This is a genomic window from Acinetobacter sp. BIGb0102, from assembly GCF_003815055.1.
GTDB classification, from domain to species: Bacteria; Pseudomonadota; Gammaproteobacteria; order Pseudomonadales; family Moraxellaceae; genus Acinetobacter; species Acinetobacter vivianii.
Map to the genome: position 1 here is coordinate 98822 of NZ_RKQE01000011.1, position 19624 is coordinate 118445.

At 39.7% G+C, this 19624-nt stretch carries 17 protein-coding genes and 1 tRNA gene; 6 read left to right on the plus strand and 12 right to left on the minus strand.

What is annotated here, in order from left to right; translation table 11 throughout:
- Positions 1 to 8: 8 nt before the first annotated feature.
- A complete protein-coding gene (locus EC846_RS06665; RefSeq protein WP_123774625.1) occupies positions 9 to 1337 on the minus strand; it encodes a hemolysin family protein in 1329 nt (442 codons plus the stop codon).
- Between the two features lie 143 nt (positions 1338 to 1480).
- Positions 1481 to 2470: a LysR family transcriptional regulator gene (locus tag EC846_RS06670; RefSeq protein WP_004773639.1), complete on the minus strand. Its 990-nt coding sequence runs from the start codon at positions 2468 to 2470 to the stop codon at positions 1481 to 1483.
- Between the two features lie 530 nt (positions 2471 to 3000).
- Between EC846_RS06670 and EC846_RS06675 the strand changes: the two genes are divergently transcribed.
- A complete protein-coding gene (locus EC846_RS06675) occupies positions 3001 to 4605 on the plus strand; it encodes an isocitrate lyase (RefSeq protein ID WP_004773636.1) in 1605 nt (534 codons plus the stop codon).
- Between the two features lie 297 nt (positions 4606 to 4902).
- On the opposite strand, the gene EC846_RS06680 is transcribed toward EC846_RS06675, so the two are convergent.
- The 3 genes from EC846_RS06680 to EC846_RS06690 all read right to left on the minus strand — a co-directional run bounded on the left by EC846_RS06680 (position 4903) and on the right by EC846_RS06690 (position 7465).
- Complete coding sequence (locus EC846_RS06680) at positions 4903 to 5529, minus strand: superoxide dismutase (RefSeq protein ID WP_004638474.1); 627 nt, start codon at positions 5527 to 5529, stop codon at positions 4903 to 4905.
- Positions 5530 to 5756: 227 nt separating this feature from the next.
- On the minus strand, positions 5757 to 6380 hold the full coding sequence (locus tag EC846_RS06685; protein WP_123774626.1) for a superoxide dismutase: 624 nt from the start codon (positions 6378 to 6380) through the stop codon (positions 5757 to 5759).
- 326 nt (positions 6381 to 6706) lie between these two features.
- Positions 6707 to 7465, minus strand: coding sequence for a Nif3-like dinuclear metal center hexameric protein (locus tag EC846_RS06690; protein ID WP_123774627.1), 759 nt, complete (start codon positions 7463 to 7465; stop codon positions 6707 to 6709).
- A 188-nt stretch (positions 7466 to 7653) separates the two neighbouring features.
- Between EC846_RS06690 and EC846_RS06695 the strand changes: the two genes are divergently transcribed.
- A complete protein-coding gene (locus EC846_RS06695) occupies positions 7654 to 8835 on the plus strand; it encodes a trypsin-like peptidase domain-containing protein (RefSeq protein WP_004773630.1) in 1182 nt (393 codons plus the stop codon).
- A gap of 329 nt (positions 8836 to 9164) precedes the next feature.
- On the opposite strand, the gene EC846_RS06700 is transcribed toward EC846_RS06695, so the two are convergent.
- The 3 genes from EC846_RS06700 to map all read right to left on the minus strand — a co-directional run bounded on the left by EC846_RS06700 (position 9165) and on the right by map (position 12717).
- Complete coding sequence (locus EC846_RS06700; protein ID WP_373869382.1) at positions 9165 to 10385, minus strand: MFS transporter; 1221 nt, start codon at positions 10383 to 10385, stop codon at positions 9165 to 9167.
- Positions 10386 to 10542: 157 nt separating this feature from the next.
- Complete coding sequence (locus EC846_RS06705; RefSeq protein ID WP_062847213.1) at positions 10543 to 11688, minus strand: OmpW/AlkL family protein; 1146 nt, start codon at positions 11686 to 11688, stop codon at positions 10543 to 10545.
- A 204-nt stretch (positions 11689 to 11892) separates the two neighbouring features.
- The gene (gene map, locus EC846_RS06710; RefSeq protein ID WP_004773623.1) at positions 11893 to 12717 is read right to left on the minus strand and encodes a type I methionyl aminopeptidase; all 825 of its coding nucleotides are present in this window, start codon (positions 12715 to 12717) and stop codon (positions 11893 to 11895) included.
- A 214-nt stretch (positions 12718 to 12931) separates the two neighbouring features.
- Here map and rpsB point away from each other — a divergent pair, with 214 nt between their 5' ends.
- Entirely contained in the window at positions 12932 to 13684 is a 753-nt protein-coding gene (rpsB, locus tag EC846_RS06715; RefSeq protein ID WP_004652723.1) for a 30S ribosomal protein S2, read from the plus strand.
- A 138-nt stretch (positions 13685 to 13822) separates the two neighbouring features.
- Positions 13823 to 14698 carry a translation elongation factor Ts gene (tsf, locus tag EC846_RS06720; RefSeq protein ID WP_004773622.1) on the plus strand — a complete coding sequence of 292 codons (876 nt, stop codon included), beginning with the start codon at positions 13823 to 13825 and terminating at the stop codon, positions 14696 to 14698.
- Positions 14699 to 14796: 98 nt separating this feature from the next.
- On the opposite strand, the gene EC846_RS06725 is transcribed toward tsf, so the two are convergent.
- From EC846_RS06725 to EC846_RS06735, 3 genes are all read right to left on the minus strand, one after another.
- Complete coding sequence (locus EC846_RS06725; RefSeq protein WP_123774628.1) at positions 14797 to 15273, minus strand: copper resistance protein NlpE; 477 nt, start codon at positions 15271 to 15273, stop codon at positions 14797 to 14799.
- Positions 15274 to 15384: 111 nt separating this feature from the next.
- Positions 15385 to 15510, minus strand: a complete 126-nt coding sequence (gene ykgO / locus EC846_RS06730; RefSeq protein ID WP_005231541.1) for a type B 50S ribosomal protein L36 — start codon at positions 15508 to 15510, stop codon at positions 15385 to 15387.
- Positions 15511 to 15742: 232 nt separating this feature from the next.
- Positions 15743 to 16663 (minus strand): LysR family transcriptional regulator, encoded by a 921-nt coding sequence (locus EC846_RS06735; protein ID WP_123774629.1) that lies wholly within the window; start codon positions 16661 to 16663, stop codon positions 15743 to 15745.
- Positions 16664 to 16761: 98 nt separating this feature from the next.
- Between EC846_RS06735 and EC846_RS06740 the strand changes: the two genes are divergently transcribed.
- The gene (locus tag EC846_RS06740; protein WP_123774630.1) at positions 16762 to 17982 is read left to right on the plus strand and encodes an alpha-hydroxy acid oxidase; all 1221 of its coding nucleotides are present in this window, start codon (positions 16762 to 16764) and stop codon (positions 17980 to 17982) included.
- Positions 17983 to 18082: 100 nt separating this feature from the next.
- Positions 18083 to 19396 carry an MFS transporter gene (locus tag EC846_RS06745; protein WP_123774631.1) on the plus strand — a complete coding sequence of 438 codons (1314 nt, stop codon included), beginning with the start codon at positions 18083 to 18085 and terminating at the stop codon, positions 19394 to 19396.
- 150 nt (positions 19397 to 19546) lie between these two features.
- Here the strand turns inward: EC846_RS06745 and EC846_RS06750 are convergent.
- Positions 19547 to 19622, minus strand: a tRNA-Gly gene (locus EC846_RS06750).
- Positions 19623 to 19624 lie beyond the last annotated feature (2 nt).

Consider the following 19624-nt stretch of genomic DNA (forward strand, 5'->3'; position numbering starts at 1 on the left):
ATCTTTGCTTAGTCTTCGGAATGGGTGAGAGGCTCATTTTCCTGACTTGGTAAAACTTGTGTGACAAGTAATTGGTCAATTTTATAATGGTCAATATCGACCACTTCAAACTTGAATCCAGCATATTCTACGGCATCAGCAGGACGCGGGATCTTACGTAGGCGATACATAATAAAGCCAGCAATAGTTTCGTAATTCTCATTTTCAGGAAACTCTTCAATTTCCAAAACATGTTTGACGTCTTCGATTGGTGTGCCGCCATCAATTAACCAAGAATGATTGTCGCGTTTAATAATCTGCTGTTCTTCATCCATTGGAGTGACCCAATCACCCATGACTGTGATCATGATATCACTCAGGGTAATCACTCCAACAACCAAGGCATATTCATTAATGACGACCGCAAATTTCTCTTTGGTTGAGCGGAAGCGGTCTAGTAATTCTGACAGGGTTAAGGTATCTGGAATCATTAACACATTACGAATAGTCGATTCATTCAGTTGTGTAAAAGACTGTTTATTGAGAATGCGAACCAGAATATCTTTGGCATCGACATAGCCGATCACCTGATCAATATGTTCATTACAAACCAGAAATTTTGAATAAGGATATTCACCCAGTTTTTGACGAATACTATCTTCAGGTTCTGTTAGGGTGAAAAACACCACATTTTCACGTGTGGTCATACTTGAAGGAACAGTACGTTCTTCGAGTTCAAACACGTTTTCAATAAAATGATGTTCTTGCTTTTGTAAAACCCCAGCTTGTGCACCTGCATCCATGACTGCTGAAATATCATCAAAGGTAATATTGTCATCACGAATGGTATTGACCTTAAATAAGCGGAATAGCAGATTGGCAATCGCATTGATGCCCCATGCCAACGGCTTGCAGATTTTAATAAAAATCTGAATCGGCTCGATCACGCTAATGGCAATTTTTTCTGGCGCAATCATTGCCAAACGTTTTGGCATAAGATCGGCAAATAAAATGAATAGAGAAGTGACCATGGTGAAGGAAAGGGCAAAACCAATCGTCTCTAACCAAGGGCCTGAATAAACCCGTACAATCAGGTCAACGAAGAAAGGTCGGAAGGCTGCTTCACCGAGAATACCACCTAAGATTGCAACAGCATTTAAACCAATTTGCGAGGCTGCGAAGAAGTCAGCAGATTGTTCTTGTAGATCTAAAACTTTTTGTGCGCGGGTTTCGCCAGATTCGGCCAAAATTTTTAATTTAACTTTTCTAGCGCCAGCGAGAGCAATTTCTGTGAGTGATAAAAAGCCTGCTGCTGAAATAAGCAGGGCGATAACAATAATATTTTGGAAGAGACTCACACATCACCTGTGGTGCATATTATTATGAATATGTTGTAACACAAAAAAGAACAGAGGTAATCAAATCATTACCTCGTTATAACAATTTCGCTTAAGAAACAAGCATATCCATAGGGAATTAAATATTATTATAGAGCAATATTCTAGTATTGTGAAAACTGTGAGTTATTTAAGAGAAATTCACGATTCTCTTCCTCGATCATCTGTCGTGCAACAAACAGGATAAGCTGTCTTAACCAACGATGTGCAGGATGATGATGCAGTAAAGGACACCAAGCCATTTTTAATTCAAATTCAGGAATATAAAATGGAGGATCCTTTATAACCAGTTTGGGATTCTGTGTTTGCAAACGTGCCATACGTGTTGGCAAGGTCGCAATCAAATCTACATTTTGTGCTAACAGTGCTGGCATTTGATAATGACGGGTAAACACTGAAATTTTACGGCGTTGACCAATACGTTCTAAAGCCTGATCAATCCAGCCAAGACCTGCCTGTTTATCCGGATTCACACCGAAGCCCACACCCATTCCTGTTTTTGATACCCAGATATGCTGTGCATCTAAATAGCTTTTCAGGTTTAAGTGAGTCACAGCAGGGTGTTTGTCATTTAAAATACAGCTAAAGCTATCGCGCCAGACCAGAACCTGATGGAAACTTTGTGGAATTTCATTGAAGCGGTTAATGGCGAGATCAACTTTACCTTGCTCCATGTCTCGATAAGACACATCACTTGGCGTTAAGAAATCAAGTACAACATTTGGCGCTTCCGAACGTAATGCCTTGACAAGGCGAGGCACTAAGGTTGCTTCGGCATAATCCGAAGTCATGATACGAAACACACGAGTACTGGTATAAGGACGGAATTCGGTACGCGGTTCTAAAATCATGGAAAGATCTGACAGCGCATCGCGAATACGAGGTTGTAATTCCAATGCACGCTCAGTAGGCGTCATACCTTCAGAAGAGCGAATCAGTAGGGGATCATTAAATAAGTTACGTAAACGACGTAAAATATTACTCATCGCAGGCTGGGTAACACCGAGTTGCTCTGCGGCGCGTGTGACATTTTTTTCACGAAGAAGTACGTCAAGATAAATTAATAAATTAAGATCGACCCGCTCCAGATTCATAAAAAAAATACCGAAAATAAAATCCTTAAATTGTGTTGAATTATGACATATCTAAAGCCTTTTGTGTAACTTAATCCTACATAAAAGCAACAGCCATAAGGTGTGTCATGGAACTTGGCACATTGAGTTAATTTATTAAATTCAGATCGGTTAATTTTAGCTCAATTACTTTTTTAGAGCAGGCATAAAATAGGGTGGAAATTTATATCTTTTTACGATTTGAGCGCCTGTTTTTTCGCATTTTTTGAACTGATCAGTCTAGAAAAATGGCCTGAAATAGGCTTTTTACATATTTTGTTGTATCTTTAAAATCAATTAAAAACAATTGCTTATGTTGTATTTTTGAGGGTTTTGATAAAAGCCTATACATACATTTTCTAAGAAAATACCGAAGATTAAGCTAGAATATTGGATAAATCGCTTGCCAAAGACTAAGCTTTGATTCATGTTGATGAGGCGCTTGAAATCTAGACTAAATAAAATCAGGATTTTTAGCCCCCGTTCGATGCCAATCCTCAAAGGAATAGATCATGACTACATATCAAACAGCGATTGATGCAATCCGCGAATTAAAAGCAAAATTTGGCAATACTTGGGCAGATATTAGTCCTGAAGATGCTGCTCGTATGCAACTACAAAACCGTTTCAAAACTGGTTTAGACATTGCTAAATACACAGCTGCGATTATGCGTCGTGATATGGCTGCTTATGATGCCGATTCTAGCAAATATACTCAATCATTAGGTTGCTGGCACGGTTTCATCGCACAACAAAAAATGATTGCGAACAAAAAATACTTCGGTACAACTGAACGTCGCTATATCTACCTTTCTGGTTGGATGGTTGCTGCACTTCGTTCAGAATTTGGTCCACTTCCAGACCAATCAATGCATGAAAAAACATCTGTTCCTGCTTTGATCGAAGAAATCTACACTTTCTTACGTCAAGCTGATGCAAAAGAATTAAACGATTTATTCCGTGCACTTAAAAAAGCACAAGAAGCAGGTGATACTGCTAAAGCAGCTGAAATCACTGCTCAAATCGACAACTTTGAAACTCACGTTGTGCCAATTATTGCTGACATCGACGCTGGTTTCGGTAACGAAGAAGCGACTTACTTACTTGCTAAGAAAATGATCGAAGCTGGTGCATGTGCACTTCAAATCGAAAACCAAGTATCTGACGCAAAACAATGTGGTCACCAAGCTGGTAAAGTAACTGTTCCACACGAAGACTTCATCGCTAAAATCCATGCATTACGTTATGCATTCTTAGAAATGGGTCTTGATGACGGTATCATCGTTGCGCGTACTGACTCTGAAGGCGCTGACTTGACTCAAAAAATCCCAGTGGTTAAAGAGCCAGGCGACATCGCTTCTCAATATATCAGCTACTTAGATACAACTGAAATTGACATCGCTGATGCTCAAGAAGATGAAATCCTGATCAAGCGTGATGGTAAATTACATCGTCCTAAGCGTTTAGCTTCTGGTTTATATCAGTTCCGTCCTGACACTCAAATTGACCGTGTTGTACTTGACTGTGTATCTAGCCTTCAAAATGGTGCTGATCTTCTTTGGATCGAAACTGCGACTCCAAACGTAGAAGAAATCGCTCACATGGTTAACCGTGTACGTGAAACAGTTCCAAATGCGAAGCTTGTTTATAACAACAGCCCATCATTCAACTGGACTTTAAACTTCCGTCAACAAGCTTACGACCGTTGGGTTGCTGAAGGTAAAGACGTTTCTGCATACGACCGTGCTAAATTAATGAGCGCTGAGTATGACAATACTGAATTAGCTGCTGATGCTGATGCTAAGATCCGTACTTTCCAAGCAGACGCTTCTCGTGAAGCGGGTGTGTTCCATCACTTGATCACACTTCCGACTTACCACACTGCTGCTCTTTCTACGCATGAGCTTGCACAAGGTTACTTCGGTACTGAAGGTATGTTGGCTTATGTTGCTGGCGTACAACGTAAAGAAATCCGTGGCGGTATCGCTTGTGTTAAACACCAAGCAATGGCGGGTTCTGACATCGGTGATGATCACAAAGAAATCTTCTCTGGTGACAACGCACTTAAAGCACATGATGATGCTAAAAACACAATGAACCAATTCGCTGCTCACTAAGCACTGAACTGATTCAAAAAGACCCTGCGAAAGCAGGGTTTTTTATTGTTTAAAGGTTTAAAGAATGCATGGTTCAAAATAAATCTTTGATTTAGGAAGGGTGAGAAACAGTTTTTTATAATTATAAATGAGCAGCAGTGTTGTATTTAGAAGATGAATAAAGATAGGCGAGCGAGCTTTTTATTTATTAGATAAATGGATGCTCATAGAATGATTGAAAGGGGTGAACTGTTGAAAAATATAGATATAAAAAAAACTGCTCATCAAGAGCAGTTTTTTTAATGAAGAAATAAAAACTTATTTCTCAACACCTGCTGGTTGACCTGCAAGTTTAGCATTTGCATAGTCCCAGTTTACTAAGCTTTCTAAGAAAGTCGCGATGTATTTTGGACGTAAGTTACGGAAGTCGATGTAGTAAGCATGTTCCCAAACGTCGATTGTCAATACAGCGATTTGACCGTGAGCAAGTGGGGTGTCTGCATTGGCAGTTTTAGTAATAGATAATTTACCGTTTACTTCGTCAGCAACTAACCAAGCCCAACCTGAACCGAATTGAGTTGTTGCAGCAGCAGTGAATTCTTCTGCAAATTTTTCGTAGCTACCAAAAGCTTCGTCGATTTTCGCTGCAATCGCACCTGTAGGTTTACCACCACCGTTTGGCTTCATGCTGTTCCAGTAGAACGTGTGGTTCCATACTTGAGCAGCGTTGTTGAAGATACCTGCTTTAGATGCATCACCAGCAGAAGCTTTGATGATTTCTTCTAACGTTTTGCCTTCAAGGTCAGTACCTTTGATTAAGTTGTTTAAGTTAACAACATAAGTATTGTGGTGTTTGTCGTGATGGTATTCTAAAGTTTCGCGAGTGATATGTGGCGCTAGATCGTCATAGCCATATGGAAGTGCAGGTAAAGTAATGGTTGTCATGTTTCATTCCTTGCAAATTTGCTGGGTTTTACATTAAGTGCTTTTATTGTAAATGATTCTGCATGCAATAGGGCAGTCTTTTAATACACAAAATATGCAAAAAATTTCCATCTGAGACATATACCATACACAAGATAGAATTAGAGCCAATGAATCTTTAAGTTTATCTTTTTGATGACTCTAATCTACCTTGATCAAGAATAAATTTTTAACTTTATTATTTAAAATCAATTTTTTATTGCTTTTAATGCCTCATGGTAGCGGCGATTGACCTCATCCCAATCCACCACATTATAAAACGCAGCAATATATTCAGGGCGACGGTTTTGATATTTTAGATAATAAGCATGTTCCCATACGTCCAGTCCTAAAATAGGGGTATGACCATGCATCAGTGGAGAGTCCTGATTGGCGCTGCTTTCTACTACAATTTTACCTACAGGTGTCACACTCAACCACGCCCAACCACTTCCGAAACGGCTAATCGCCGCTTTGGTAAAAGCATCCTTGAATGCATCAAAGCCACCGAGTTGCTGATCAATTGCTTCCGCAATATCACCTGTAGGCGTTCCGCCACCTTGCGGGCTCATGACCGTCCAGAACAGTGAGTGATTGGCATGTCCGCCAGCATTGTTGATGACCATGTTTTTAAGCTCAGCAGGAACTTCATTGACTTTAGCAACCAGTTCTTCCACTGAAAGTTTTTCCCATTCTGTGCCTTCAATTGCGCCATTAATATTATTGATATAGGTCTGATGGTGTTTACTATGATGAATTTCCATTGTCTTGGTATCAATATTGGGCTCGAGTGCATCATAAGCATAAGGAAGCGCAGGTAAAGAATAGGCCATGTGTTTGATTCCTTTTGTAATCAATGTAGTTTTATAACGATGGATTAAAGCGCTTTTATTATTTGTTTAAATGCAAATGATAATCAATACATTTATTCGCTACTTTTTTATGGGTGAAAATGAATTAAAAATAAATTTTATTTATAGGTTGGATGGGGGATGAGTAAATGGTCTAAAGCACGTACTTATTTACGCTTTAAAATCTGGCTGTAGGTTGAATAGAGATACTTGGGATCAGCAGATAATTGATCTGCATGCTACTTAAGGATTGGCGAAATACAATTGAGTGAAAAGAGTCTCACTCAATTGCATAAACTTGAGAAAGTTTAGATCGGATTGTTGAGTTCAAAATACTCAGATTCAATGGCAAACTGCGTTGCAATTGCTTGTGCTAAACGCTGAACACCATAACGTTCAGTCGCATGATGACCACAAGCGAAATAGTGAACACCTAACTCTTTGGCTTCATAGAAAGTACGCTCACTGACTTCACCAGAAATATAGGCATCGCAATTTTCTTGCGCTGCTTTGCCAATAAAATCCTGAGCTGCGCCTGTGCAAAAGCCTACTTTTTGGATCGTCGTTTTATCAGTTGGCAGATGAATAATGTCAAAGTCAAAAATAGCCTGTAATTTTGCCTTGAATTGCTCAGGACTCAATGCATTGTCTAGATAAGCAATATTGCCAATCGGATGTTTTTCCGATGTATCCAATGCTTCAAGATTTTGCAAACCGATTAAATCAGCAATCGCTGCGTTATTGCCCAGACTTGGATGTGCGTCTAAAGGCAGATGATAGGCAATCAAAGAAATATTATTTTGGATCAGTTTTTTAATGCGATTGCCACGCATGCCTGTAATCGGGTAGGGTTCGCCTTTCCAAAAATAGCCGTGATGAACCAGTAAGGCATCTGCCTGCTGAGCAATGGTTGCATCAATTGCATCTTCAGAAGCGGTCACAGCACATAAAATTTTATTGACTTCGGCTTTGCCTTCAATTTGTAAGCCATTTGGTGCATAGTCTTTAAACTCATTTGCTTTTAAAGTTTGATTACACCAGTGCACAATATCATGCAAATTTGCCATGCGATTCCTCAAATGATTAACAGCTTTTATAGACGTCAATAAAAACATATTTTTAAATGTAACTAAAGCTAGACAAAACTTTTTTAACTTTTGCATTGATTTTAAGCAATTTACTTTACAATAGTGGAAACTTCCAGTTCTTCAATAAATTACGTTCATAACATAATTTCGCCTAGAGGATAATAGACGTGCGCCGTGCATTTACATGGTTACCTTGGGTATTACTCATTCTTGTTATATTTAGTTTTCTGGCTTGGCAGAAATCACATCAACCGAAACCAACTGTTGCGGCTGACGGGGTAAAAATGCCAGCAGAAAAGGTTGAGCCTCTCATTGATACATCACGTGCAGGTGGGGTGGTTTCCTATAGTGCTGCGGTCAAAGTGGCTGCGCCTGCCGTGGTGAATATTTTTACCACGCAGAAAGTAAAACAGATGAATCATCCATTATTGAATGATCCTGTATTTCGCGAGTTCTTTGGCAATCAAGTGCCGCAACAGCCTCAAAATGAAAACAGTCTGGGTTCTGGGGTGATTGTACGTGCTGATGGTTATATCCTCACAAATAATCACGTGATTGCTCAGGCTGAACATATTGTGGTGGCGCTGCATGATGGTCGCCGTGCTGAAGCGAAAGTGATTGGTACAGATCCTGATACGGATTTGGCTGTGATCAAGATCGAGTTAGATAAATTGCCAGTTTTACCGTTCAAATTGAGTGGTAACGAAGTGGGTGATGTAGTGCTCGCGATTGGTAATCCATTTGGTGTTGGTCAAACCGTAACTCAAGGGATCATCTCAGCGACGGGCCGTTCTGACTTGGGAATCAATACCTATGAAGACTTTATTCAAACCGATGCGGCAATTAACCCAGGTAACTCTGGCGGTGCATTGATTGATGTGGCAGGGAATCTGATTGGTGTTAATACAGCGATCTTCTCTCAGTCTGGAGGTTCATTGGGGATTGGTTTTGCGATTCCTGCGAAGGTTTGTCAACAAGTCCTTAATTCAATCCTGAAAGATGGTCGTGTAGTGCGTGGCTGGTTAGGCATTAGTTTAATTCCAAATAATCTCGATGAAGATGTCTTGGCTGCTAAACCGATTGGTGTCACGGTTGCTGATGTATTGCGTGAAGGACCATCAGACGTAGCTGGAATTAAACGTGGTGACAAGATTATTCAAGTCAATAACGAGCAGATTTCTTCCGCTTCACATTTAATCAACTATGTGGCTCTGCAAGACCCAGGAAGCTTGATCGATGTGGTTGTTGAGCGTGAAGGGAAGCAGCAAACCTTACAGGTGAAAGTGGGCGAGCGTAAAGTCCAGCAAAATGCACAATCTCAATATATTCCGTTGCCGAAACATCAGTAATAAAATTAATGGTTTCTATCCAATCAGGGTCGCTTAAAGCGGCCCTTTTTGTAGGTACAATAAAAAAGCTTGCTGACGATGAGGTCAGCAAGCTTTTTGCGTTTTGTAGGTTTTTTATTTTTCATTAAACCATTTAATTTTTATCTTTTTATGACAATTTTTTGATCATTAGATGACAAGTGTAAAACACTGACATACTTGTTTAGTGTGCACAAAAGGCTTGGTTGAAATATTCAAACAGATCAGGTGTTTGAAACCAGATCAAGATTGAAAAACTGATTAAACAAAGCACACATCCAATCAGTAAAATTTTAAAATTTCGTTCAATATTAGTCATGAATAACAGCCTCTTCATTCACGAAAAGATGAATCACTACACCAAAAGCACTTAACAGCAAACAGGCAAGCCAGATCATATTGTAGTTGCCTGCGAGATCATGATTAACACCACCTAACCAGCCACCAAAGAATGAACCAATTTGATGGGTAAAAAACACAATGCCGCTCAACATTGATAAATATTTTACTCCAAACATATTGGCAACAATACCATTGGTTAATGGCACGGTTGAAAGCCATAACAATCCCATGATGATCCCAAAGCTATAAACTGTAAATATACTGAGCGGTAATAACAGGAAGGCAATGATCGCGATACCACGTAGCCCGTACAGTAACATCAGCAGTTTGGGTTTTGAATAACGATCGCCTAACCAGCCAGCTCCATAGGTCCCAACAATATTAAATAGACCCACTAGTGCCAAGAATATAGTGCCTGTGGTGGCATCAAAGCCATGATCGATCAAATAACCCGGTAAATGCACACCTAGAAATACCACTTGGAAACCACAAACCAGAAAACCTAAGGATAACCACCAAAAAGGTTTGTGCTTGCTGGCAATTTCTAAAACCTGTTTAAAGCCGAGACTGGGTTGATTCAGTGCTTTCGGTGCTGTCGAAGTAGGGGATTTTAATAACCATGCCAAAGGAACAATGAATGCAATTGCGAATGCACTGACGAGGAGTGCGGAGGACCAGCCAATGCTTTTAAGTAACAGCAAGGTTGATGGCAACATGATAAATTGACCGAATGAACCCGCTGCACTGGCAATCCCCATCACCATACTGCGTTTTTCTGGCGGGGCCGCACGACCAACGGCTGAAAGCAGCACGGTAAATGATGTTGCCGATAAGGCTAATCCAATCACAAGCCCCAAGCTGAGATTAAGCAACAATCCTGTCGAGCTAAATGCCATCATGATCAAGCCGATGGCATAGAGTAAGCCACCCGCTGCAACTACTTTTTTGGTGCCATATTTATCTGCAATTGCACCTGTGAAGGGCTGTGCTGCACCCCAAATCAGATTTTGTAAGGCGATGGCAAAACTAAAAATATGATGTCCCCAGCCAAATGCATCACTCATTGGGACAAGGTATAAGCCAAAGCCATGACGTACGCCGAGGGAAAGTGCAAGGATCAGTGCACTTCCGATCAACATATAAATCAACTGTTTCGAGAATTGTTGGTTTGACATTGTTGTTATGATCATGGAATAAGTGAAAAGTATTTTAAAATACTTCTGTTTATATTTCGATTCTAAAAAGCGATTAGAGTTCTATTTGTTTGAACAACTTGTTTCCCATTAAAAATATCAGGAAATAAAAAAGCAGCTGATTGAACTGCTGCTTTTTTATGAGCTAAAACGCTTAGAAGCGATAGCCGACACCGACATAGGTGATTAATGGATCGATATCAATTTTGGTATTGGCACGAATCAACTCTTTACCTGTATTGGAGTCTGAAATAGTGATTTTTGCATCGCTACTCATTGGTGCATATGTGACAGAACCTACAGCAAACCAGTTTGGATTAAAATCATAAGTCGCACCTAGAGTCGCCATTGGTGCCCATGCATCATCTGCTTCAACTTTAATTTTAGGATTGGCTGAGGAGGTTTTGCCATCAAGTGCAGCGCCTGCTTTGTTGTCGAGTACGTTCTGGATCATATGACCAGCAGCAACTAGATCGTTGCTCACATTTCCATCGAGTTTTAAATGGGTGAAATGAGCATACATAACCCCTACACCAATGTAAGGTCTAAATTTATTAACGCCTGATTTACCAAATTGATAATGAATTTCTGCAGCGGGTAACCATGCAGTTGCTGAAGCAGCTTTTTTACTTTGTGATAGATTGGTAATAGGAATATCTTTTTTAAGAGGTAAATCACCTCCAATAATTAATCCAGCATCAATGATTCCCGCAACTTTCCCTGGTGTATCTGTACCCGTTAAAGGCGCGTAAATTTGTCCTTCGCCTTTGATATCAACTTTTGGCGGGATGCCTGCTTTAACTTCAAGTGAAATATTATCGGTAAAGAAATAATTTGCCATTATGCCTAGCGTATCAACATTATCGGCGGTTAATCCCGTTCCTTGGGCTTGCCAATTAGATAGGCCATTAATAGTCGCTTCACCAGCAACCTCACCGTTTAAATATCTTTTTCCATCAGAACCTTCATGGGTGATAATCGGTTTTGTGATTATATTGTTGACTAAACCCTCTAGCTTATCGTGTTTGGTCTTACCATCGGCAGTGGATTGATCTATGGCACCCAGAACTGAGTCCACAGTAATATCGCCAACTTTAGATTTTGTTCCTTCAGCTACACTAGTATTGATATTAATTGGATTACCATTTCCTTGTGGCATGGCATGCAACCAACCAGCGGAAACTGAAAAACGCTTAAACCCATCACCATCTTTTAAACTGAAATAAGGTGAGTTTGCGAAAGTAATTGTTGGTAGGGCACATAAACCTGTAAGCAGGCAAGCAAATGACTTCTTCATCATCTCGGGACTCCATGTCCTAAAGTTTGTAAGGATTTTTCTTGCGCCCACCATAACTCTTTTTTAAATCTGCTTTGTTTAGTTAAAATAAATAATTGTTATACTTATGAAATTTTTTGTTTAATTTAAATAAATTAATGAAGGAATTATGAAGACATAAAAAAAGCTACCGAAGTAGCTTTTTTTTGAAAAATTAAACAAAATAAATTACATAAAACGAGACAAGTCTTCTTCAGGACGTGCAGTTAAAACTTCGATGCCTGTTTTTGTTACCAAAATCGTATGCTCGTATTGAGCAGATAATTTGTGATCTTTAGTGACAACTGTCCATTTATCGCCTAAAAGCTTGGTTTGCCAAACACCTGCGTTAACCATTGGTTCAATTGTAAAGGTCATGCCTGCTTCCAGACGCATACCTGTACCTTTTTGCCCATAATGCAAAACTTGTGGTTCATCATGGAAGACATTACCGATACCATGCCCGCAATATTCACGAACGACACTGAAACGCTCAGATTCAACATATTGTTGAATTGCATAACCGACATCACCCAAGTATGAGCCGTCTTTTACAGTTGCCATACCGCGATACATCGCTTCTTGAGCGACTGAACACAAACGGTTTGCAAGAATAGAGGTTTCACCACCCACGATATACATCATGTTGGTGTCACCGTGATAACCATCTTTAATGACTGTTACATCGATGTTAAGAATATCACCGTTCTTTAAGATTTTATTTTCAGAAGGAATACCATGACAAACTACATGGTTGACCGAAGTACAAATAGAATGTTGGAAAGCTGGACGACCTGGCGCTGCGCCGTAACCTACACAAGCAGGAATTGCTTGTTGAACATTTTCAATATGATTGCGACAGATTGTATCGAGTTCTAGTGTGCTCACACCCGCTTTAATATGCGGTTTAATCATGTCTAGAACTTCAGCCGCCAATTTGCCAGCAACACGCATCTTTTCAATTTCTTCAGGTGTTTTGATTAATCGACGAGGGGCTGTATAAGTTGTATTCATGATCTCTAAAAACTTTTGGTAATTTGCAAGCGTCTATGGTATAAATAGCCGCCTATTTTATCAAATGCTTTTCGTGAATATATTTTACGAAATTATCTGATAATAATAGTCGTAAAAAAATCCGCACATATATCGACACATTACTCTGGGTGCCTAGCAATAGGTGGAGAATGCGGATATATGGAGGCCTAACCCAAACTTTAAGGTAAAGAAAATGGCAGATTACAACGTAAGCATGCGCGACCTTCTTCAAGCAGGCGCACACTTTGGTCACCAAACTCGTTTCTGGAACCCAAAAATGCGTCAATACATTTTTGGCGCGCGTAACAAAATTCACATCATTAACCTTGAGCACACTGTTCCTGCGTTAAATGATGCTTTGAACTTCGTTAACAACCTAGCGAGCAAAAAGAACAAAGTATTATTCGTTGGTACAAAACGAGCTGCTTCTAACATCATCCGTGAACAAGCTCAACGCGCTGGTCAACCATATGTAGATCACCGTTGGTTAGGTGGTATGTTGACGAACTGGAAAACACTTCGCCAATCTATCAACCGTTTAAAAGATCTTCAAACTCAATCTCAAGACGGTACTTTTGCTAAGCTTACTAAACGTGAAGCTTTAGAGCGTACTCGTGAGATGGAAAAACTTGAACGTGCTTTAGGCGGCGTTAAAAACATGGGTGGTTTACCTGACGCATTATTTGTAATCGACGTTGATCACGAAGCGATTGCAATCAAAGAAGCGAAAAACTTAGGTATTCCTGTAATCGGTATCGTTGATACAAACTCTAACCCAGACAACGTTGATTACGTTATTCCGGGTAACGACGATGCGATCCGTGCAGTAACTTTGTATGCTTCTGCTATGGCTGATGCGATTCTTGCTGGTAAAGAATATGCTCAATCACAAGCAAATGCACAAGCAAAAGGCGACGACGCTGCTAAAGACGCTTCTGAGGCTTAATGCGTTTTGACGCAAGCTTGTCATTTTTGCGACATGTAATGGTGGCAGATTAAAGCGTCGAGATTGCAAACGGCCCAGAGATTCTTTGGGCCGTTTTTGTTGAACAGATTTATTTTCTACCGATTTTAGGAGATCAACATGACTGCAGTTACTGCGAGCATGGTAAAAGAATTACGTGACCGTACTGGTCTTGCAATGATGGAATGCAAAAAAGCATTAACAGAAGCAGACGGTGACATCGAACTTGCGATTGATAACCTTCGTAAATCAGGTCAAGCAAAAGCTGCTAAAAAAGCAGGTAACATTGCTGCTGATGGTGCGATCACTATCATCCAAAACGGTAACAAAGCAATCCTTGTTGAAGTTAACTGTCAAACTGACTTCGTTGCTAAAGACGAAAACTTCAAAAACTTCTCTGATAAAGTTGCTACTGCTGCACTTGCTGCAAACGAAACTGATGCTGCGAAAATTGCTGAACTTAAGCTTGAAGACGGTGCGACTGTAGAAGAAGCTCGTGTTGCGCTTGTTCAAAAAATCGGTGAAAACATTCAAGTTCGTCGCGCTCAAATCGTTGAAGGCGAAAACTTGGCTATTTACAAGCACGGTTTAAAAATCGGTGTTGTTGTTTCTTACACAGGTGATGCTGACACTGGTAAAGGTATTGCAATGCACGTTGCTGCGTTCAACCCAGTTGCAGTAAATGCTGAAGCTGTTCCAGCTGACTTGATCGCTAAAGAGAAAGAAATTGCTGAAGCGAAAGCGTTAGAATCTGGTAAGCCAGCGAACATCGTTGAGAAAATGGTAACTGGTTCAGTTGAAAAATACTTGAACGAAGTTGCTCTTGATCGTCAAATGTATGTTATCGACAACGACAAGAAAGTTGCTGACGTATTGAAAGCGACTGGTACTGTTGTAGCTCAATTCGTTCGTTTCGAAGTGGGTGAAGGTATTGAGAAGAAAGCTGAAATGAGCTTTGCAGAAGAAGTTGCTGCTGCTCAAGCTGCTGCGAAGTAATTCGTATCTTCTAAAAAAACCCAGTCATTATGACTGGGTTTTTTTATTGTTTTAAAAAAGCCTACTTCATAAATGGGCTTTTTTAAATTATTTAAGGTTTAGTCGGCTTCTTTTTTAAGCTCATATTTACTTGCCAATTCACCTGTAATTTCTTTACCTTCTGTATCTAAAGCTTTTAGATAACCTTCAGCAACGAAATATTTACGGCCATCGCCAGCTTTATCCAATGTAATCACTGATGTATCTTTAGTATCAAAGGCGAAGCTACCTTTACTTTCGAATGCTTTACCATCGCCTTTACCTAAATATTTTTCTTTTAACTCAAAGGTCTTGTCTTGATTCAGTTCAAGTTCAGTTTCAATGCCTTCACAGTCAGCGCATGGAAGTACGCCTTTGTAGGTACCATTCCAGTCGAGAGAGTTTTCAGCTGTGTGTGCGCTATCAACAGCTTCATGCGTTGTTTCTGTTGTAGTCGCTGCTGGCGGAGTTTGCTCGTCAGTTTTTGGTGTTTCAGCCTTGTTACATGCCACAAGGAAAATAGACGCTAGAGAAATGGCAATAATTGATTTTTTCATCTTGGATATAACCTTATTCGAAAGTATTGATATCCAAGTTATTAGATTTTAAAAAGAAATGGAAGTAAGGGAATGTAAGGGTTGTTTAACCTTTGGTAAAGCAAGACAAGTTTAACCTTGTCTTGCCTTGAAGCGGGGATTTGATTTGCAGATGACAAATAGCTTGCCGCGACGTTTTACAATTTGGCAGTCAGCACTACGGCGTTTGGCGCTTTTAAGGGATGAGCATACTTTCATTTTTGATTCTCTGTATTTGATGTAATGTTATAATATTACATTAAGGTGGGTGTGTAAAGTTTGTCTCGCTGTAAAAGTCTAAAGGGGAAAAAAGCCTTCATTATCTAGATTGATAATTCTTGTGTCGTATATAACCTTAGAATTACATAAATATAAGCAGAATTTTAATTTTTATAGATTAATCAACTGGTAGTAGATATCCCTTTTTTATCCGTAATGGGGGGGTGAGATTTTATAAAATATCATTAGGTCTAAGTGAAAAATTGATGTGTTCACGTACTAAGGTTTGCATGGTCGGGATAATATTGCGAATATCCCCACGTCTCCACTGAAAAGCATAATGTAGTGATGGTAAAGGTGGATCACTTTCAAGTTGAATGAGTGTTGTCCCGACTCCATTTTCCATCCAGCCTTTGGGTAAAAAACCAATACCGACACCTTCTCGAATCATGCCAGCAACAGCGCTCCAATTATTACAAGTGATACGCTTAATTTCATGAATATTTTGAGTTAAAAGCCAATCATCTAAAATACGGGTTGTTCCTGCTCCAGCAGGTAGGGTGACGAGCGTATGCTGAGTTAATAGACTCATTAAGTCTTGAGGTGAGGTTTGATCGAGTAATGGTTCGGCGATCATCCATACAAAATCAGCTTTCATAATAGACTGAGACAGAATGCTGCTTTTAGATGATCTGCCTGCCATGATTGCAAAATCGAGTTCGCCTGCATCTAATTTTCGTTCAAGTACTGCACCAACATCAACATAGGGCTCTAAATGTAATAGGGGATGTTCTTTTTGAGCAATCGCAATAAATTTTGGTAACCATGTCAGTGCTGATAATTCTCCCACACCAAACTTTAGTCTGCCATTTAACCCCTTTTGGTCATTTTTATTTGTAAATGTAGTTTGTAGTGTTATGACCGCTTCAAGTACTTTGCTTGCCATGCTTAATAAGCGTTCTCCATCCTCGGTTAAAACGGCTCGATGTCCACTACGATCAAAAAGCTGGTGATCTAAAACACATTCTAATTCATGAATTCTTTGCGATAACGATGAAACGGATATATGGAGACGTTGGGCTGCTACAGCAAAATTGACACACGTTGCTGCCCAGTAAAAAGCTTCAAGTTGCTTAATGGTAGGAGAAGACATTGTTCGATTTTTCCGAATAACTTTGTTTAAATAATATCGCTTTTATTTATATTCCTCTATCACTATAAAGTAGGTTATGGGAAATGGATGAGCGATTTATGAACGCAAATAAGCAGAATATTCAAGGAGGAGAGATGCCCTCCAAGAAGATACCTAAAGTTTTAGAAGATATTTTGTGTTTACAGGATTTTGAGGAAAAAGCACGTCAAAAATTACCAAGACCGATCTTTGGTTATATTGTTGGGGCGGCAGAGGATAATACGAGCCTTAGGGATAATCGTTCAGTTTTTAAAGATTATCGTTTTATAACTCAGGTCTTAACAGATGTTTCTCAGCGCCATCAAAAAATAGAGCTCTTTGGAAAAACTTATAATTCACCCTTTGGAATTGCTCCAATGGGATTAAACGCATTATCAACTTACCGAGGAGATGTCGTTTTAGCACGTACTGCACAAGCTGCCAATATTGTTTCAATTATGAGTGGTTCCTCCTTAATTCCTTTAGAAACAGTGGCAAAAGCTGCTCCTGATACATGGTTCCAAGCTTATCTTCCTGGAGATACACCACGTATTTTGGCATTGCTTGATCGAATAAAGAATGCTGGTTTTAAGACATTGGTGATTACGGTAGATATTCCTGTCTCTGCAAATAGAGAAAATAATGTGCGTTCTGGTTTTTCGACACCATTACGTCCAAGTTTGCGTTTGGCTTGGGATGGGCTTACCCGACTTTCTTGGTTATTTGGAACTTTTTTTCGCACATTTCTAAAACACGGGATGCCTCATTTTGAAAATTCCTTTGCCACAAGAGGTGCGCCAATCTTGTCTGCGAATGTGCTCCGTGATTTTTCTGCTAGGGATCATTTAAATTGGGAGCATTTCAAACAGATTCGTCAATATTGGCAAGGGAATTTAGTGATTAAAGGCGTACTAAGTGTCAAAGATGCACGTCTCGCAAAAGAGATGGGGGCCGATGGCATCATTCTATCTAATCACGGTGGTCGTCAGCTGGATGGCGCCATTTCACCTATGCGAATTTTACCAGATGTCGTTCAGGCATTGGGTTCAGATTACCCAGTCATGATTGATAGTGGTTTTAGACGTGGTTCAGACGTGCTCAAAGCGATTGCTTTAGGGGCAAAGATGGTGTTTGTGGGACGACCATTTAATTATGCAGCCGCTATAGCAAGCGATATGGGGATTGAGCATGCAATTAACCTACTGCGCGATGAAGTCGATCGTAATATGGCAATGTTAGGTGTTAATCGTTGTGATGAGCTTAATCCTAGTATGCTAATTAATTGTTTATCTTCAGATTAGATCATTTTTACTTTTAATAACCAGTTTGAATTGTGACCTGTCTTATAGATGGAAACTATAGGCCATAGGGGTCATGCGCCTTAAATAAAGGATTATCAATATGCAAAATGTTCATGAAACAGAACAAGAAAAAGCCAAACGCCTAAAGAAAGTGGCAACAGCGACAATTGTTGGTTCAATGTTGGAATGGTACGACTTTTACTTATATGCCACGATGGCCTCTATTGTTTTTAGTAAAGTTTTTTTTGATAAATCTGATCCGAGTACAGCAGCGATTGCTGCCTTTGCAACCTTCGCAATCGGATTTATTGCTCGACCATTTGGCGGTATATTTTTTGGTTTTTTTGGCGATCGTTATGGTCGTAAAAAAATGCTTTATATTACCTTTTTGCTTATGGGGTTATGCACTGTCTGTATAGGTTTAATTCCAGGTTATGACACGATTGGTATTTGGGCTCCCATACTTTTAGTTTTTTTTCGCGTTATTCAGGGACTGGGTGCAGGAGCAGAGTTTGCTGGGGCGGCGATTACGTCTTATGAGCATGCATCGGATGAAAAACGTGGTCGTCAAGGCGCTTGGCCTGCATTGGGCTTAAACTTGGGCTTATTATTATCTTCACTTACTATTTTTTTACTTACTTTAAATGGAGATGAATTTTTATTAAATGGCGGTTGGCGTATTCCATTTCTATTAAGCTTTGTATTGGTGCTTGTTGGGGTTTGGGTAAGAAAAAATTTACCTGAGACACCAGATTTTGAACAAAAAATTAATGAAGATTCAAATGTTAAGACTGAAAATCCTTTTAAAAGTTTACTTAAAGCCAATCTAAAAGGGATTTTGGTGGTTTTGTTTGTGGCAATTGGATATAACGCTTTAAGCTATATTTTTAAAACTTTCTCTTTAGCTTATTTAACACAGTTCAAAGAGGTTACAGCGCATGTGACATCTTTATCGATTACGATCGCTAGTTTAGTCGCTATTGTCACTGTGCCATTCTTTGGGTGGTTGTGCGATTACTGGAGCAGTAAGAAAGTACTGATATTGGGTGGGCTTTTATCCTTATTATTCGCTTATCCATTTATGAAATTACTAGAGACAGGTCAAGATATCTTGATTTATATTGCCATTGCGATAGGAACGGGTATTTTGGCTCCGATGATGTTTGCTTCACAAAGCTCATTTTTATGCCGACAATTTTCAGTGGAAAATCGTTCTACAGGGGTGAGTTCTAGTCGAGAAATTGGTACAGCAATTGCGGGTGGTTTAGCTCCGTTGGGTGCTTTAAGTATGGTCGCGGCATCACCAACTCACTCAACCGCTAGTGTCATCATTATTTTAGCAGCCGCAGCAGTCTTTGTTGTGATTGCAGCATTATGTGATCAGGGTTACCGATTCTCCAAGCACAAAAACTAATATTAATCGTTTTGATAAGTGTTTGTTGTGAGATGTTATTTGAGTATTCGAATATGATGAGGTCGAGTCTGATCATATTAAATTAAGCTGATGCTATAACGAGGAACAAATAAAAAAGCCCTTATCTTTCGATAAGGGCTTTTTTGAATTTGGAGCGGGAAACGAGACTCGAACTCGCGACCCCAACCTTGGCAAGGTTATGCTCTACCAACTGAGCTATTCCCGCAA